This window comes from Streptomyces tubercidicus (genome assembly GCF_027497495.1).
GTDB lineage: Bacteria > Actinomycetota > Actinomycetes > Streptomycetales > Streptomycetaceae > Streptomyces > Streptomyces tubercidicus.
Genome location: NZ_CP114205.1, coordinates 1306037 through 1323181 on the forward strand (window position 1 = coordinate 1306037; position 17145 = coordinate 1323181).

At 71.7% G+C, this 17145-nt stretch carries 14 protein-coding genes; 11 read left to right on the forward strand and 3 right to left on the reverse strand.

Annotated features, from left to right (window positions below; translation table 11 throughout):
- Positions 1 to 144 precede the first annotated feature (144 nt).
- Positions 145 to 522 (reverse strand): chorismate mutase, encoded by a 378-nt coding sequence (locus tag STRTU_RS05545; RefSeq protein ID WP_159742508.1) that lies wholly within the window; start codon positions 520 to 522, stop codon positions 145 to 147.
- Between the two features lie 483 nt (positions 523 to 1005).
- On the opposite strand from STRTU_RS05545, the gene STRTU_RS05550 reads away from it, so the two are divergent.
- The 4 genes from STRTU_RS05550 to STRTU_RS05565 all read left to right on the forward strand — a co-directional run bounded on the left by STRTU_RS05550 (position 1006) and on the right by STRTU_RS05565 (position 6042).
- Positions 1006 to 1533: a MarR family winged helix-turn-helix transcriptional regulator gene (locus STRTU_RS05550; RefSeq protein WP_159742509.1), complete on the forward strand. Its 528-nt coding sequence runs from the start codon at positions 1006 to 1008 to the stop codon at positions 1531 to 1533.
- Positions 1530 to 2804, forward strand: a complete 1275-nt coding sequence (locus STRTU_RS05555) for a multidrug effflux MFS transporter (protein WP_159742510.1) — start codon at positions 1530 to 1532, stop codon at positions 2802 to 2804. The genes STRTU_RS05550 and STRTU_RS05555 overlap by 4 nt, the downstream gene beginning before the upstream one ends.
- Before the next feature lie 129 nt (positions 2805 to 2933).
- Positions 2934 to 3788: a formate dehydrogenase accessory sulfurtransferase FdhD gene (fdhD, locus tag STRTU_RS05560; RefSeq protein ID WP_159742511.1), complete on the forward strand. Its 855-nt coding sequence runs from the start codon at positions 2934 to 2936 to the stop codon at positions 3786 to 3788.
- A gap of 256 nt (positions 3789 to 4044) precedes the next feature.
- On the forward strand, positions 4045 to 6042 hold the full coding sequence (locus STRTU_RS05565; protein WP_159742512.1) for a sialidase family protein: 1998 nt from the start codon (positions 4045 to 4047) through the stop codon (positions 6040 to 6042).
- An 89-nt stretch (positions 6043 to 6131) separates the two neighbouring features.
- On the opposite strand, the gene STRTU_RS05570 is transcribed toward STRTU_RS05565, so the two are convergent.
- Positions 6132 to 7211, reverse strand: coding sequence for a bile acid:sodium symporter family protein (locus tag STRTU_RS05570; protein ID WP_159742513.1), 1080 nt, complete (start codon positions 7209 to 7211; stop codon positions 6132 to 6134).
- Positions 7212 to 7439: 228 nt separating this feature from the next.
- Here STRTU_RS05570 and STRTU_RS05575 point away from each other — a divergent pair, with 228 nt between their 5' ends.
- From STRTU_RS05575 to STRTU_RS05595, 5 genes are all read left to right on the forward strand, one after another.
- Positions 7440 to 8303: a LysR family transcriptional regulator gene (locus tag STRTU_RS05575; RefSeq protein ID WP_159742514.1), complete on the forward strand. Its 864-nt coding sequence runs from the start codon at positions 7440 to 7442 to the stop codon at positions 8301 to 8303.
- A 252-nt stretch (positions 8304 to 8555) separates the two neighbouring features.
- Positions 8556 to 10382 carry an AMP-dependent synthetase/ligase gene (locus STRTU_RS05580; protein WP_174878812.1) on the forward strand — a complete coding sequence of 609 codons (1827 nt, stop codon included), beginning with the start codon at positions 8556 to 8558 and terminating at the stop codon, positions 10380 to 10382.
- Positions 10383 to 10532: 150 nt separating this feature from the next.
- Entirely contained in the window at positions 10533 to 11591 is a 1059-nt protein-coding gene (locus tag STRTU_RS05585; protein WP_159742515.1) for a hypothetical protein, read from the forward strand.
- Positions 11592 to 11630: 39 nt separating this feature from the next.
- Positions 11631 to 12461 (forward strand): aldo/keto reductase, encoded by an 831-nt coding sequence (locus STRTU_RS05590; RefSeq protein ID WP_159742516.1) that lies wholly within the window; start codon positions 11631 to 11633, stop codon positions 12459 to 12461.
- A gap of 200 nt (positions 12462 to 12661) precedes the next feature.
- Positions 12662 to 13453, forward strand: a complete 792-nt coding sequence (locus tag STRTU_RS05595) for a VOC family protein (protein ID WP_159742517.1) — start codon at positions 12662 to 12664, stop codon at positions 13451 to 13453.
- A gap of 55 nt (positions 13454 to 13508) precedes the next feature.
- Here the strand turns inward: STRTU_RS05595 and STRTU_RS05600 are convergent, their stop codons facing one another.
- The gene (locus STRTU_RS05600; protein ID WP_159742518.1) at positions 13509 to 14420 is read right to left on the reverse strand and encodes a class I SAM-dependent methyltransferase; all 912 of its coding nucleotides are present in this window, start codon (positions 14418 to 14420) and stop codon (positions 13509 to 13511) included.
- Between the two features lie 129 nt (positions 14421 to 14549).
- Here STRTU_RS05600 and STRTU_RS05605 point away from each other — a divergent pair, with 129 nt between their 5' ends.
- Both STRTU_RS05605 and STRTU_RS05610 read left to right on the forward strand, forming a co-directional pair.
- Positions 14550 to 15626 carry a DUF1266 domain-containing protein gene (locus tag STRTU_RS05605; protein ID WP_159746718.1) on the forward strand — a complete coding sequence of 359 codons (1077 nt, stop codon included), beginning with the start codon at positions 14550 to 14552 and terminating at the stop codon, positions 15624 to 15626.
- 57 nt (positions 15627 to 15683) lie between these two features.
- Positions 15684 to 17063: a cryptochrome/photolyase family protein gene (locus tag STRTU_RS05610; RefSeq protein ID WP_159742519.1), complete on the forward strand. Its 1380-nt coding sequence runs from the start codon at positions 15684 to 15686 to the stop codon at positions 17061 to 17063.
- The last annotated feature ends 82 nt before the right edge of the window (positions 17064 to 17145 follow it).

Consider the following 17145-nt stretch of genomic DNA (forward strand, 5'->3'; position numbering starts at 1 on the left):
AGTGTCACTCGCGGCGGGCAGCGGGGCCAGCCGGGTGAGGCGACGGTGGGGCCGGAAGGCAAGGGGGAGCCGCGCCATTCTTCGGCGCGCGGGCAGTGCCCGCACGCGTGGTGCCACGCCGTCCCTCGTGGATCGGTACGGGGCTCAGCCCGCGGTGGGCCCGGCCGCTTCCGCCGTTTCCTCATGCGTACGGTCGGCGATCGCCCGGTGGTGGCGGACGACCTCGCCGATAATGAAATTGAGGAACTTCTCGGCGAAGGCGGGATCCAGCTTGGCGTCCTCGGCGAGCCGGCGCAGCCGCTCGATCTGCGCGGCCTCCCGGGCCGGGTCGGCGGGCGGCAGGCTGTGCCGGGCCTTGAGCTCGCCGACCTGCTGGGTGCACTTGAAGCGCTCGGCGAGCAGATGCACAAGGGCGGCATCGAGGTTGTCGATGCTGCCGCGCAGGTAAAGCAGCCGCTCACGGGCCGCCTCGTCGGCAACGGAGGCCGCTTCGCCGGTCGCCGGTGCTGTCCCGTCGCTCATGTGCGTCTCGCCATTCGTGGTCGTTCGGGTGCCTGGTGCGCTGTGCTGCATCGGGTGGGCCATGCCTGATCAGCTGCACATTACCCGGGCGGAGGCCGGTGACCCGGCCTGGTCTCGCGGATCGAAACGAGTCGGCCGAATCCGGCCGGGCCGGATGGCGACATCAGTAAGCCCGGTGGCGGGATCCCCCACAGATCCCGTCACCGGGCCGTTCCACACGGGCCACGTCGATCGGCCGACCCCGGATACTCCGGGCGCCCAACCCGGCCCCGGCTCAAGCACCTACCCAGCCCACGGCCCACCCATCCCTCTGTCTCGTCTCCATTTCTCCCGCGAGCGCCCCGCCGCTCCGCGACACCGATCGCGTCCGGTCAGGAGCCGCCTCGCACTCCATGAAGCCCTACAACTGTAAAGATGACGCTTGGTAATAGAGGGTCAATTGGCATATTGCCAGTCATGGTTGCCAAGCTTTAGCTTCGTAACATGACTGATGTGACGAACGATCAGGTGCCGGAAGATCTGGTGCTGGCCGAGTCGCTGCGCTGGGCGGTGTCCCGGCTGGCTTCCCGGCTGCGCGCCGAGCAGCCGGGCGCTGGTCGACCGCTGACGCGGCTGGCCGCCTCGGTGCTCGGGAATCTGCGGCACAGCGGGCCCTTGAACCCGTCGGAACTGGCCGCCATCGAAGGGCTGCAGACTCAGTCTCTGACCCGCGTGCTCAACGAGTTGGAGGACCAGGGCCGTATTCACCGTGCGCGCAGTGAGGTGGATGCGCGCCGCCAGAACGTCCAGATCACCGAAGCGGGCCGGGAGGCTCTGCGGGAGCATGTACGCGACGGCAACGTCTGGTTGGCCGCGGCGCTGCGGCAGACGCTCTCGCCCGCCGAGCGCGGCATGCTGCGACTCGCCGCCGGGCTGCTGGAACAGGTGGCGGCGGCCGAAAGCACCGTGGAGCGGGACCGCGGACCGGCGAAGACGCCTGCTCCGGCTGAGGGGGCGGCCCCCGCGCTATGACTGCTCACTCCACCGGAAAGGCACCGCCCCGGACGCGCCGTCCTGACGCCCCTGCCCCCGAACAGGCCAAGCTGTTACTGGTGTTGGCCGGGCTGAGTGCCGCCAGCCCGCTGGCCACGGATATGTACGTGCCGGCACTTCCCGATCTGGCACGCTCCTTAGGCACCACCGCCTCCGGCGCGCAGGTGTCCCTGACCGTCTTCCTCGTGGGCATCATCGTCGGACAGCTCGTCCTGGGGCCGCTCAGTGACGCGGTCGGCCGCCGCCCCGTCCTCGTCTGCGGATCGCTGCTGTTCGCCGCGTTCTCCGCCGGGTGCGCCCTGGCACCCACGGTGGAAGTGCTCGACGCGGCTCGGGTCGGGCAGGGCATTACGGGAGCGGCTGGGCTCGTCGTCTCCCGAGCTGTCGTCACCGACCTCTTCGACGACCGAAAACTTCCCGCGGTCTTCGCCCGGCTGGGAGCCATCACCGCCGCGGCTCCCGTCCTGGCCCCGCTGGCCGGCGGCGCCCTGCTCCTGGCGGTCACCTGGCGCTACGTCTTCGCCCTGCTGGCCCTGGTCGGCCTGCTCCTGGCCCTGGGCGTGCTGCGCTGGATTCCTGAATCGCACCCGTCCGACGCACGGCCCACCGGCGGACTGGCGGCCAGTCTGCGCTCCATCGGGAGAGTCGCCGGGCAGCGCGCCGTGCTCACGCCGGTACTGGCGCTCGCCCTCGGCGGAGCAGCCGTCTTCGCCTATATCGCCGGGACCACCTTCGTCTTCCAGGACATCTACCGGCTCTCCCCGGCTCTCTCCAGCCTCATCTACGGCGTCAACGCCGTCGGCAACATGGCCGGCAGCCTGGCGTACGGATCGCTGGCCACCCGCCGGTCGCCTGAGGCTCTCCTCGTCCTCAGCGGTGCCCTGGCGACCGCAGGGCCGGCAGCACTGCTCGTCATCCAGACAACCGCGGGCAGCACCATGGGGCTGACCTGGCTCTGTCTGCTGATCTCCACCGCAGCATTCGGGATCTTCTTCCCCGCTGTGATCACCATCGCGCAAAGCCGGGGGCGCACGGCTCCCGGCGCCACCTCCGCCCTCCTGGGCGGGGGCCAGTTCCTGCTGGGCGCGGCCGTCTCCCCCTTGGTCGGGCTGTTCGGGACCCACAGCCCCGCACCGATGGCGGCAGTCATGACCAGTTGCCTCAGCCTGGCCACCGTTGCCGCCCTCGCGACCGCGTTGACGGGAAGAGGGCGGGGCTCTCGGCGCGACCCACAGCGTGCAGGAGAATGAGAATCTCAAGGCCGCCTCGCCTCCAGGGACACCGGGTGACCCGCGGCGATCCGTATCAGGGGCCGTTTGGGCCCTCGGCACATACAGCACCGGGCCATGCCGGCCCGGTGCGGACGGGATTGATCAGACATGGGACGGGTCACCGAGCGACGCCGCGTCATCCGCATCCGCGACGGTGCCGTGAGCAGCCGGCCGGACACCCTCGTCGCCGAGGAACCGCTGGAGATCCGGCTCGGCGGCAAGCCGCTGGCGATCACCATGCGCACGCCCGGCGATGACTTCGCGCTCGCGGCCGGCTTTCTCGTCAGCGAGGGCGTGCTGGCGAGCGCCGGCGAACTGGCGAACATCGTCTACTGTGCGGGCGCCACCGAGGACGGGGAGAACAGCTACAACGTGGTCGATGTCCGGCTCGCGGACGGGGTCGCGGTTCCGGACATCAGCCTGGAGCGCAACGTCTATACGACCTCGTCGTGCGGGCTGTGCGGCAAGGCGAGTCTGGACGCGGTGCGCACCAGCGCCCGCTGGTCCCTGGACACCTCCCCCGACACCCCGGTCCGTATCGCACCGGCGGTGCTCAGCGCGCTGCCCGACCGACTGCGGGCGGCCCAGCGGGTGTTCGAGCGGACGGGGGGCCTGCATGCCGCGGCGCTGTTCACGACGGACGGGGAGCTGCTGGACATCCGGGAGGACGTGGGGCGGCACAACGCCGTCGACAAGATCGTCGGGCGGGCGCTGCAAGAGGGGCAGCTGCCGCTGTCCTCCTGTGTGCTGATGGTCTCCGGCCGGGCGTCGTTCGAGCTGGCGCAGAAGGCGGTGATGGCGGGGATTCCCGTGCTGGCCGCGGTGTCGGCGCCGTCCTCGCTCGCCGTCGATCTGGCCGTCGAGACCGGGCTGACCCTGGTCGGGTTTCTGCGGGGCAGCTCGATGAACGTGTACGCGGGTGAACACCGGATCGCCCTCGACGCGGCGGCCGCTACGGGCTGAGGCACGGTTCCCGGCGCGTACCGGGGCACGACCAACGGCCGCGCGGCGCTCCCTCTGCCCCGCAGCACACCCGGCACTCACGGCGCACCCGGCTCAGTGTCTGCGGGCCGGGAGGGTGAATTCCGGCTGCGGCACGGAGAACTGACGCACGCTCCTTGTCGAGGTTCGCACGCGGCAGTAGCTTCCGTCGCGATGCACATAGGACGTGGGATGTCCTGATGACCCGACGCCGATGCCTCGAAGGGCAGGCCGGACCATGACGTCAGTTCTCCGCGCACACCCCAGCCCCCGCCGCAGACCCCGCCACCGCCCCGCGGCCCTGCTCGCCGCACTGACCGCGACAGCCCTCGCCGTCCTGCCGACCGCCCCGGCGCAGGCCGCGCCGGGCGCTCCCGCCGCCCCGGCCGCCCCCGTCGGCGGATTCGAGCAGCAGATCCTCTTCAAGGCGTCCCAGGACCCGGGCTACTACTGCTTCCGTATACCGGCCGTCGTGCAGTCCACACGCGGCACCCTGCTCGCCTTCGCCGAGGGCCGCCGCCACGACTGCGGCGACGCGGGCGATATCGACCTCGTCCTCAAGCGCTCCACCGACGGCGGCCGAACCTGGGGGCCGCTCCAGGTCATCAACCACGGCAACGGCGACACCCACGGCAACCCGGCTCCCATCGTGGACCGCCGCACCGGCCGGATCGTGCTCGCGGAGACATACAACAAGGGCCGTGCCGACGGCCTCAGTTGTGATGTCCCCTGTGATCGCACCCCGCACCTCCAGTACAGCGACGATGACGGCGCGAGCTGGTCCGCGCCCCGGGACCTGACCGCCGACATCCGCCCGCCGCAGTGGAATTCCTGGTATGCCACCGGGCCCGTACACGGCATCCAGCTCACCCGCGGACGGCACGCGGGCCGGCTGCTGTTCAGCATGAACGCCGAGAGCTACGCGGCGGGCCGGGTCACCGGCAACCACGCCGCCCTGATCCACAGCGACAACGGCGGCGCCACCTGGAAGGTCGGCGCGCTGGACAGCTGGCCCGTCGCGGCAGGCTCCGCTTCCGAAGGTCCGTCAAAGAGCGGAGGCGGAACGGAGTGGAGCGGCACATTCCGTCAGAAGCCCTCGGAGATGACCCTCCTGGAGCGCTCCGACGGCTCGGTCTACGTCAACGGCCGCGAACAGGACGGCACCGACCTGGGCCATCGCACCGCCGCGGTCAGCCGCGACGGCGGGAACTCCTTCGTCGCACCGTTCCGCGCCCTCCCCGACCTCTACACCCCGATGGTGCAGGGCTCGGCGCTGCGGCTGCCGGGCTCGCGCACCGGCCGCACCCTGTTCGCGGCGCCCGCCGACCCCGACCGGCGCCGGACCATGACCATCCGCTCCTCCTATGACGAGGGCCGCACCTGGGAGGGTGTCGACCGCGGCGCCCGGGTCACCACCGACTGGTCCGGCTACTCCGATCTGGTCGCCATCTCCCGCGAGGTCACCGGCCTGATGTACGAGGGCGGTGCGGTCGACGCCCGGGACGAGATCCGCTTCGCCCGCTTCACCGAGGACTGGCTGGGCCCACGGCGCGCCCCGGACCCCACCACCCCCGACACCGCCCCGGGCGCCCGGCCTGCGCTCGTCCTGGGCGGCGCCCGCGGCACCGACGGCCGCTTCGGGCAGGCGCTGTCCTTCGACGGCACCGATGACGCGGTACGCCTCCCCTTCCGCCGCTCCCTCCCGCTGGGCACCAACGACTTCACCTGCAGCCTGTGGTTCCGCTATGCCGCCACCACCGGCGAACAGCCGCTGCTGTGGATGGGCGGTGTGGGCGCCAAGGCCCCCCAGGTCGCCGTCTCGGGCGACCCCGCTCACCACCGGATCGTCGCCCGTCTCACCGCCGTCGACGGCGCCCAGCCGGCCGCCGTCGCCCAGGCGGTGACCAACGACGCCTACAACGACGGCAGTTGGCACCATCTGGCACTGCGCCGTAGTGGCGGACGGCTGCTGCTCACGGTGGACGGGGGCGAGACCACCGTCACCCCCGATGTCCCGGGATCGGTCAGCCGTGGCTCGGTCTTCGGCGTACACCTCGGCCAGAAGCCGGACGGCCGCGTCCAGTTCACCGGCGCGCTGGACGAGGTACGCGTCTACCGGCGGGCGCTGACCGACACCGAACTGTCCCGCGTACGCGCCGACAATGCCCGGGTGGACGGCCCGCTGGTGCTGGGGCTGCCGCTGGACCGGGTGCGTGGGGGCAGCGCGAAGGGCTGACGGCACGGTGGATGAGGCCCTGGCCTGCCCGGACGTGCGGGGCGGGCCAGGGGGGTGGAAAAGGGTCTGGCGCCGCCCGACCGGTCGGCCTAACCCCGCGCCCCGCTCACCACCGCTTCCGCGTCCCCCGCGGCATCCCCCGCCGCCGCGCTCCCCGCAGCGGCGCCCGCCACCACTACCGTCGGCTCCGGCGCCGCGGAGGCGGCGAAGCGCTTCGCCAGGACCGCGCACACCATCAACTGCATCTGGTGGAACACCATCAGCGGCAGTGCCGCCAGCCCCGCCTGAGCGCCGAAGAGGACGCTGGCCATCGGCAGGCCGGCCGCCAGGCTCTTCTTGGAGCCGGCGAAGGTGATCGCGATCCGGTCCGCCCGGTGGAAGCCGAGCTTCTTCGAGCCGTACCAGGTGACGGACAGCATCACGGCGAGCAGTACGGCTTCCACCCCCAGCAGGCACAGCAGTCGCAGCGCGGAGACCTGGTGCCAGATGCCCTGGACCACACCGGCGCTGAAGGCGGTGTAGACGACGAGCAGTATCGATCCGCGGTCCACGTAGCCGAGGGCCTTCCGGTGCCGGGTGAGCCGGTTCCCGACCCAGCGGCGCAGCAACTGCCCGGCGAGGAAGGGCAGCAGCAGCTGGCAGACGATCGAGACCAGTGACCCGGTGGAGAAGCCGCCGCCCTTCCCGTGCAGGACCAGGCCCGCCAGCAGCGGTGTGATGACGATGCCGACGAGGCTGGAGAACGAGCCGGCGCAGATCGCCGCCGCGATATTGCCGCGGGCGAGGGAGGTGAAGGTGATCGAGGACTGGACCGTGGACGGCACCAGGCACAGGAACAGCAGGCCGGTGTAGAGGGTGGGCGGCAGGATCTGGGGGACCAGTGCGCGGGCGGCCAGGCCGAGCACCGGGAAGACGGCGAAGGTGCAGGCCAGAACGGTGAGATGGAGCCGCCAGTGGCGCAGGCCGTCCATCGCCTCACGGGTGGAGAGCCGGGCTCCGTAGAGGAAGAAGAGCAGCGCGACGGCTCCGGTGGCCGCGCCCTCCGAGACGGTGGCGGCCGGTCCGCGCGCGGGCAGCAGCGCGGCCAGGGCAACGGTGCCCACCAACGCCAGGATGTAGCCGTCCACGGGGAGCCGGGACGGGAGCTTGGGCAGAGGGGGGCGGCGCATGGTCTCTCTTTGGTCGTTCGGGGCTCGCGGCAGGCGCCAAGGGTACGGACGCAGGGCACGGAGCACGGGCCAGGGCCAAGGGGCCAGGTGGCCTGGAGGCCCCTCCAGAGTGCCGTGACCTGCAAGCATCGGGAACCCCTCTTACCGTGGTCACTGTGATGACAATTCGCGATGACGATGTCCGATGACGGTTCGCGGTGAGAGCGCGCGACGACAAAACGGAGACCCATGTTCGACCCCGCCCAGTTGCGCACCTTCCTGGCCGTGGCGCAGACACTGAGCTTCACGCAGGCCGCGCACCGGCTCGGGCTGCGGCAGTCGACGGTGAGCCAGCACGTAAGGAAGCTGGAGGAGGCCGCCGGGCGCCGGCTGTTCGTCCGTGACACCCATGGCGTGGAGCTGACCGAGGACGGCGAAGCGATGCTCGGGTTCGCCCGCACGATCCTGGAGGCGAACGAGCGCGCCGCGAGCTTCTTCGCCGGCACCCGGCTGCGCGGCAGACTCCGCTTCGGCGCCTCCGAGGACTTTGTGCTGACCCGGATGCCGGAGGTTCTCGAAGAGTTCCGGCGGGAGCACCCCGAGGTGGATCTGGAGCTGACCGTCGAGCTGTCGGGGACCCTGCACGAGCTGCTGGCGGCCGGGCGGCTGGATCTGGTGCTCGCCAAGCGGCGTCCGGAGGACTCGCACGGACGGCTGGTCTGGCGCGACCGGCTGGTGTGGGTGGGGGCCGAGCGGCTGCGCCTCGATCCGCAGCGCCCGGTCCCGCTGGTCGTCTACCCGCCGCCCGCGCTGACCCGCGCCCGTGCCATGGACGCGCTGGAGCGGGCGGGCCGGGAGTGGCGTATCGCCTGTACCAGCGGAAGCCTGAACGGACTGATTGCCGCAACCAGGGCAGGACTGGGCGTAATGGCACATACAAGGGGCATGATCCCGCCAGGTCTGGTCCGGATTCAGCCACGTGCCGGACTACCGGAACTGGGCGGCGTGGATTTCGTTCTTATGTACGGACAGCGCGATCGCGCGGCGCGGGGTCCGGCGGAGGCGCTGGCCGACGCGATCCTGGCGGGCGGCGACCGCCTGCAGCGCCCCTGATCTGCGGCAGGTTCCGCAGGGGCGGCTGACCCCCTGTCACGTGCAGAGATTTGGTGCAGATATGGTCCCGGCGTCGTGATCGTCCGGCGTTGAACCAGCTGCACCATGTCCGGGCTTCTCCGGAGTCATCCGTTTTCTCCAGTTGGCCAGTTCCTGTGCGGTCGAGTTCACGACGTGGTACGGCTCTGCCGGATGTCATCACGGTGGGGTACGGTCGCGGCCTTGTGAGCAACACCACGAGGAGCTGGGTCATTGCGCGAGTTCACCGTCCCGCCTTTGGCGACCGCGCCCCGGGTCGGCGGGCTGGCGGATGCCGTCTACGAGTACGCCGAATCCGATCCCGATCGCGTCGCCCTGGCGCGTAAGGACGAGGCCGGAAACTGGCAGAACGTCACCTCCCGGCAGTTCCGCGACGAGGTCATGGCCCTGGCCAAGGGCCTGCTGGCCCAGGGCGTCCGGTTCGGCGACCGCGTCGGCATCATGTCGCGTACGCGCTATGAGTGGACCCTGTTCGACTACGCGCTGTGGTCCGTCGGCGTCCAGTCCGTACCGCTGTATCCCACGTCGTCGGCGGAGCAGGTCTTCTGGATGCTGCACGACGCGGGCGTCTCGGCATGCCTGGTCGAGCACGAGGACCATGCGATGACCGTCGGCTCGGTCATCGACCGGCTTCCGCAGCTGCGCAAGCTGTGGCAGCTGGACGCCGACCCGGTGGCCGAACTGTCCGCGGCCGGTGCGCATATCGAGGACGATGTCGTCCACCGCCACCGGATGGCCGTCACCCCGGATGCCACGGCGACGATCATCTACACCTCCGGCACCACCGGCCGCCCCAAGGGCTGTGTGATCACCCACGCCAACTTCATGGCCGAGTCCGACAACATGGTGCTCCGCTACGAGAAGGTCTTCCACTCCAAGCCGGGCGACGAGGCATCCACCCTGCTCTTCCTGCCGCTGGCGCACGTTTTCGGCCGGATGGTGCAGGTCGCCGCGATCCGCGGCCAGGTCAAGCTGGGCCACCAGCCCGAGCTGTCGGCCCGTGCCCTCCTGCCCGATCTGCAGTCCCTCCAGCCGACGTTCATCCTGGCGGTGCCGTACATCTTCGAGAAGGTCTTCGCCGCGGCCCGGCGCAAGGCGGAGGCGGAAGGCAAGGTCGGCCCGTTCGACAAGGCCGTCGAGATCGCGGTCCGTTATGCCGAGGCGCAGGAGCACAAGGCCTTCGGGACCGGGTCCGGCCCCAGCGCCTCGCTGCGGATGCAGCATCAGTTCTTCGACAAGGTCGTCTACAGCAAGGTCCGGGCGGCGATGGGCGGCCAGGTGCGGCATGCGATGTCGGGCGGCTCGGCGATGGAGCGGCGCCTCGGGCTGTTCTTCGCGGGCGCCGGCGTACGGATCTTCGAGGGCTACGGCCTGACGGAGAGCACCGCGGCTGCCACCGCCAACCCGCCCGAGCGGACCCGCTTCGGCACCGTCGGCACCCCCATCCCGGGCACCACCGTGCACATCGCGGAGGACGGCGAGATCTGGCTGTACGGCGGGCAGATCTTCCACGGCTACCACAACGACCCCAAGGCGACCGATGCCGTGCTGCAAGATGGCTGGTTCGCCACGGGCGACCTGGGCGCGCTGGACGAGGACGGCTATCTGACGATCACCGGCCGCAAGAAGGAAATCCTGGTCACCTCCGGCGGCAAATCGGTCTCGCCGGTGGGCCTGGAGGAGCGGGTGCGGGCGCATCCGCTGGTCGCCCAGTGCATCGTCGTCGGCAACGACCGGCCGTTCATCGCCGCGCTGGTGACCCTGGACCCGGAGGCGGTCACCCACTGGCTGGCGATGCGCGACAAGCCGGAGATGACGCCCACCGAGCTGGTGCGCGACCCGGACCTGGAGACCGAGATCCGGCGCGCCGTCGTGGCCGCCAACACCCTGGTCTCCCAGGCCGAGTCGATCCGTACGTTCCGGATACTGGCCAACCAGTTCAGCGAGGAACACGGGCTGCTGACCCCGTCGTTGAAGCTCAAGCGCAAGGCGATCGAGACGGCGTACACGGTTGAGGTGGCGGCGCTGTATCAGTCGTGACGGGTAGGGCGCGGGCGCCGGACGGGACCGCGGTGACCGCGTCCGGCTGACGGTCCGGCTCCCCGGCCCGTCAGCCGCTCCCCCGTCAGGCGGAGCGGGATCGTCTGCCGGGCGGACGCCTGCCGCGCGCCGGCCGACGAGGCTCCTGCCATGGATAATCGCCGCCTCACTCTCCTCGGCCGGCTCGCGATCGTGGCCTGTTTCCCGTACCTCACGCTCAAGCTGCTGTGGGTGCTGGGCTGCGACATCGGCGTCCTGGATACCCACCGGATCGGCCGCGCCACCTGGGTCACGGCCAATGTCCTGACCTTCTTCCTGGACGCCGTCGCCGCCGTGGTGGCGCACACCCTCACCCGCCCGGCCGGCCTCCGCACCCCGGCCTGGCTGCTGGCCTTCCCGCTGTGGATGGCGTCCGGACTGCTCATCCCGCTGCTGACGGGGCTCGCCGGAGGCAGCGTCACCGCCCTGGTCACCGGCGCCCCCAACCCGCTGTCGACCGACGGCTTCCTCGCCCCGTGGGTCTACGGCGGCTTCACCGTCGAGGCGATCACCCTGCTCGGCGCCTTCGGGCTGTACGCACACCAGCGCTGGGGCGGCCTGCTGCGCCGCCCGCTGGACGCGCTGCCGGACACCGGCACCCGGGCGTTGCAGCGGATCTTCCTGCTGCCCGCCGCGCTGCTGTTGGCGGCGGCGGGCGCCGTCCACCTGTTGTGGGGCGCGGGCTCGACGCTGGGTGTCGGGGCGGCCGAGGTGGCCACCCGTACGGTCATCAGCTCCGCGTCGGAGTGGGCGGCGGGCCTGCTCTCGCTCACCGGCGGCGCCGGGCTGCTGCTCCTGGTCCTGCCGGGTCTGCTGCCCCGGCTCCGGGTGCGTACGGCGCTGTTCCTGGCCTGGTCCGGCAGTGCGGCGGCGTTCGCCTGTGGCGGCTGTCTGTGGCTGGGGCAGGCGGTGGCCGACGGCCTCTCCCCCGGCGTCTCCGCGGTCCGCGAGGGGCTCCCGGGCCTGCTCGGTGCGCTGGAGTTCTGCGCCGGGCTCGTGGTGCTGTGCGCCGGGTCGTTCGCACTCGGCGAACTCACCGCCGCGACCCGCTCCACACCCGCGTCCGAAGGCCGTCACCCGGCCCCGCCGACGGCGGGCACCCCGGAAGGGTCCGCATTTCGCGCATCCCGGCCGGCTACCCGGGAATGCGCGAACGCGGATGATCGTTGACATCCGTGAAGCAGAAAGCAACGTAAGGATCGACCCCCCGTGAGCAAGATTCCGTCCATCACGCTCAACAACGGCGTCGCGATGCCGCAGCTCGGCTACGGCGTCTGGCAGATCGAGGACGACCAGGCGTTCACCGCCGTCGGCCAGGCCCTGGACGCCGGGTACCGCAGCATCGACACCGCGATGATCTACGGCAACGAGGAGGGCACCGGCAAGGCGCTCGCCGCCTCCGGGATCGCCCGTGACGAACTGTTCGTCACGACCAAGCTCTGGAACGGCGACCAGGGCCATGACGCGGCGCTGCGCGCGTTCGACACCTCCCTCGCCAAGCTCGGCCTGGAGTATGTCGACCTCTATCTGATCCACTGGCCGCTCCCGGCCCAGGACACGTACATAGAGACGTACCAGGCCCTCGAAAAGATCTACAAGGACGGCCGCGCCAAGGCCATCGGCGTCTCCAACTTCCTGCCCGAGCATCTGGAGCGGCTGCTCGGCGAGACCTCCGTCGTCCCGGCCGTCAACCAGATCGAGCTGCACCCGCAGTTCCAGCAGGGCGCCTCCCGCGCCTTCCACGCCCGGCACAACATCGTCACCGAGGCCTGGTCGCCGCTCGGCCAGGGCAAGGGTCTGCTGACGGACCCGACGGTCACAGAGCTCGCCGCCAAGCACGGCAAGACCCCGGCCCAGGTAGTGCTGCGCTGGCACCTCCAGCTCGGCAATGTCGCCATCCCGAAGTCCGTCACCCCCTCGCGGATCGCCGAGAACATCGACGTCTTCGGCTTCGAGCTGGATGACGCGGACCTCACCGCGCTGGCCGGCCTGGACTCCGGCAACCGCCTCGGCCCGGACCCGGCCACCTTCGGCGGCTGATCCGCAGCCGTATCGGCGCCGTCCGGCTCATCCGGGCGGCGCCGACCCGTACCCGAGTGGCGGGTCCGGCGGACGGCGGTGACTGTGGAGGGTGAGTGTGGGGCGGCTCCCGAGGCGTGCCGAGCGGGGCCGCCGCCCCTCCGCGTTCCGCCCCTCCCCCATGTCCGACGGTCGGGAGGTGCCCCACCGAGGAGGACCTGATGCCTGACGTCACAGCTCCCTACCAGCCCGGGACGCCCTGCTGGATCGACCTCGCGGCCCCCGACCAGCAAGCGGCCATCGACTTCTACTCCCAGATCTTCGGGTGGACCGGAGAGATCGGGCCCCCGGAGAACGGCGGCTATGCGGTCTGTGAACTCAACGGCAAACCGGTCGCCGGAATCATGGCCGCGGTCCCGATGGGCGGGCAGCCCGCGCCGCCGACCGTGTGGACCACCTATCTGGCGGCCGCCGACGCGGAGGCGGCATCCGAGGCGGTGCGGGGCGCCGACGGCACGGTCCTGATGCCGGTCATGGACGTGATGACGCTCGGCCGGATGTGTATCGCGGCCGACCCCACGGGAGCGGTGTTCGGCATCTGGGAGCCCCGGGACTTCCCCGGCGCCGGCATCGTCAACGAACACGGCGCGCTGATCTGGAACGAGCTCAACACCACCGGCCCGTCCGCCGCCGCCGCGTTCTACAAGGCGGCCCTGGGCATCGACAGCGCCCCCATGGAAGGCGCCGACAACTACTACGCCCTCCAGGTGAACGACCGTCCGGTGGGCGGAATGCAGCCGATGTCCGAGCAGATGCCGGCCGACACCCCCTCACACTGGCTGGCGTACTTCTCGGTGGCGGACACCGATGAGACGGTCGCCAAGGTGACCGCGGCGGGCGGCGCGGCGCTGCAGCGGCCCTTCGACATGATCGCCGGCCGGATGGCCGTGGTGAGCGACCCGCAGGGCGCGACCTTCGCCGTGATCAATCCCAAGCCGATGGATCAGGGCTGACCCGAGCCGGTACGGGCATACGGGCGCGGTGGCCGCCGGGTAGGCGGAAAGGCGGCTACTGCGCCCGTGCCGTATGAACCGTCTGCGCCGACAGGAAGAAGGCGTCGGGGCGGCGGACGAGGCCGGCGGCGTCCTCGGGGTCGGTGAGGCGGGCGAGGGTGCTGCGGTCGTCCTCGTCGAGGCGGTCGCCGTACATCTCGCGCGCACGGGTCACGGTGGCCACGAGATGGGCGCGGGCGTCGGCGGACAGCGGGGCCGGCAGATCCAGCAGAAAGCTGCGGGTACACGGGGCGCGCAGTCCGGCGTCGGCGAGGAAGGCGGGCCAGTCCTCGGTCTCGTCGGCGGCGTCGGGCAGCGCCGCACGCATCTCCGTGAACCACTCCTCACCGGCCGCGTCGAGCCGGGACTGCAGCCCCGGGCGCCCGATGCCGGGGTCGCGCGGCAGAAAGCGCGGGGCCAAGCCGCCCTCGGCGATGGCGAGCAGTCCACCGGGCCGCAGATGACCGGCCAGGGCGGCGACCGCGGCACGCTGGTCACCGACGTGGTGCAGGGCCCGGCTCGACCAGATGAGGTCGGCGCCGCCAAGGGCGTCGAGCCCGGCCGGGACCTCGGCGAGCTGGGTGTGGACCCGGTCTCCGAGGGCGAGGCGGCCGGCCCGGTCACGGGCCCGCTCCAGAAGTGCTTCGGTGGCATCCACCGCCACCACCTCCGCGTCGGGGAAGGCGCGGGCCAGCAGACAGCTGACGACGCCCGGTCCGCTGCCGATGTCGAGCACTCTGCGCACTCCGCCGGTGCCGGGGCCGGCCGCACCGGTGGCGGCCGCACGCAGCCAGGCCGCGGCCTGTTCGTAGAGCGGCGTGTAGAGCTCGGCGCCCCGTTCGAGGTCCGGCCCGAGCACTTCCCAGTCGGGCTGGACGCTGTCGTGCCGGTGGTGGTGCCCGGGTCCGGGCCGGTCGTGGTTGCTCATACCTGGAGCCTCCGTGACGGGTGGTGCGCGTGCAATCTTCCCCGCGGGCCCCACATGCCGGGCGGGCCCCACATGCCGGTGGGAGAAGGGGTGATCGTAAGGTCTTGGCTTGTGGCTACTCCGGGATGGATACCGCCGACGGATACCGAGCGGCGGCTGTGCGAGGCAACGGCGCGTGGGGACCGGGACGGTCAGGTCGCGGCGATCGCCGGTGAGGATCTGTATCTGGCGGTACCGCAGCAGGGTCAGGACCCGCTGCCCGTCTACGACGACCCGACGGCGGGCGCCAGATGCATTCCCGTCCTGACCCGCGGCATGCTGCCGCCGTGGCAGGCGCAGCAGTTCTTCGACCGCGTGTCGGTGGAGGAGCTGGCGCAGGACTGGCCGAACGACAAGTGGCAGCTCGCGGTGAACCCCGGGACGCCGTGCGCCGCGTATCTGGCCGCTTCGCCCGCCCACCGCGCGGGCTGGCTGCAGCTCCGCGCCCAGGGCGGGGTACGTCCCGGCGGGCTGCTCGTCACGCATTACGGGGGTCCGCTGCACGGCCCCGTCGCACAGGGGCTGGCGTGCGGTGCGCCGATCGCGGTGCACCACAGCGTGCCGTGGAACGAACTCGGTACGGCCTTCCTCGACCACGCCGCGGACGCCCAGACCCTGCGCGACCAGTGGTCGGTGACCGACCCCGTCGGCTGGCAGCAGCGTCTGGACCAGCTGCTCGGCGGCCAGTTCGTCCCGGCGGAGACCGAGACGGCGCTGCGCGCACGGGCCCGCGCCCGGGGTGCCGGGGTCCCGGACGAGTCGGCGGAGAAGCAGCAGGAGACCGCGGACTCCGGCGACGCCCCGGCCGTCCCGGAACTCGTGACCCGCTACGAGGAGCGGTTCCGCGCGGACGGGCTGCTGCCGCCCGACGGCCGGGTGGTGTCCCTGGTCGCGCTGGACCATGCGCATGCCGTCAACCTCGTCCGCTGGGGCCTGGGCGCCCGGCTGTGCGCGCCGCACCAGGCCGAGCAGGCCGTGCAGCAGGTCGCCGCGCGGGCCCGAGAGGTGTACGGCTCATGGGCGGAGTTCGCTGCGGGCTATGCCCTGGGCCGGATGCTGGCGTTCGACAACGGCTGGTTCGGGCCGCAGTACGCGGAGGCGGTGCATCTCCACCGCGTCCTCACCCAGGACCCGTCCTCGCCGTGGCGCGGACTGCCCTTCGCCTGACGGGCGGGCGCCCCCGGCAGGCGTCCGGCCCGGCGCCGTTCGGTGTAGACGTAGGGCATGGATGTCGCCGTTTGCCTGTTCAGCTCCGATTTGCGGCTGCACGATCAGCCGGTGCTGCATGCCGCGCTGCGCGCCGCGCCCCAGGTGGTACCGCTGTTCGTCGTCGACACCGGGATCGCGGACGCCGGGTTCATGGTGCCCAATCGGGCGGCGTTCCTGGCCGGTGCGCTGGCGGATCTCGACGCGGGGCTGCGTGAACGGGGCGGTCGGCTGGTCATCCGTACGGGGGATGTGGTCGCCGAGACCGGCCGGGTGGCGGCGGAGACCGGGGCCGGGGAGGTGCATCTGGCCGCCGGGGTGAGCGGCTATGCGCTGGGCAGGGAGCGGCGGTTGCGGGCGGAGCTGGCGGCGGCGGGGCGGGAACTGGTGGTCCATGACGCGGTGATCACGGCACTGCCGCCCGGCGCGGTGCTGCCCTCCGGGCCGGACAAGGACCACTTCGCGGTCTTCACCCCGTATTTCCGGCGCTGGCAGGCCGCGGGGCTGCGATCGGTGCTGCCCGCGCCGCGGTCCGTACGGGTCCCCGCCGGGGTGCGGTCCGAGGACCTGCCGTCCGCGCGGGTCCTGTGCCCAGGGGGCGAGCCGTCCCCCGCGCTGCCGGAGGGCGGTGAACGGGCCGGGCGCCGCCGTTTCGGGGCCTGGCAGCGCTCCGGCATGGCCGACTACCAGGACCGGCAGGACGATCTGCCGGGCGACGCCACCTCGCGGCTGTCGCCGTATCTGCACTTCGGCTGCCTCTCACCGGTGGAGCTGGTGCACAAGGCATCGGCCCGCCCGGACGCCGGTGCCGAGGCGTTCGTACGGCAGCTGGCCTGGCGGGACTTCCACCATCAGGTGCTGGCGGCCCGTCCCGGCGCGGCCCGCGCCGACTACCGCGACCGGGGCGACCGCTGGCGCTTCGACCGGGCCGAGGTGACGGCGTGGCAGGAGGGCCGTACCGGCTATCCGGTGGTCGATGCGGGAATGCGGCAGCTGCGGCACGAGGGGTGGCTGCACAACCGCGCCAGGATGCTGGTGGCGAGCTTTCTGACCAAGACGCTGTATGTGGACTGGCGGGTGGGCGCGCGGCACTTCCTGGATCTGCTGGTGGACGGCGATATCGCGAACAACCAGCTCAACTGGCAGTGGATGGCCGGTACCGGCACCGACACCCGGCCCAACCGGGTGCTGAATCCCCTCGTCCAGGCCCGCCGGTTCGACCCCCGGGGCGACTACGTACGGCGCTGGGTACCCGAGCTGGCGGGTCTCGCGGGCGCGGCGGTGCACCAGCCCTGGAAGCTGTCCGGGCCCGAGCGGGAGGCGTATGACTACCCGGATCCGGTGGTGGACCTGGCGGACGCGCTGGTGCGGTTCCGGCGGGCGCGCGGGCAGGAGTGAGCGGGGCACCGGCCGGCCGTGTGGCGTGAGCGGCGTCCGGGCCGGGAGATGATGCAGGGCGGACCGATGGAGAGGACGGATA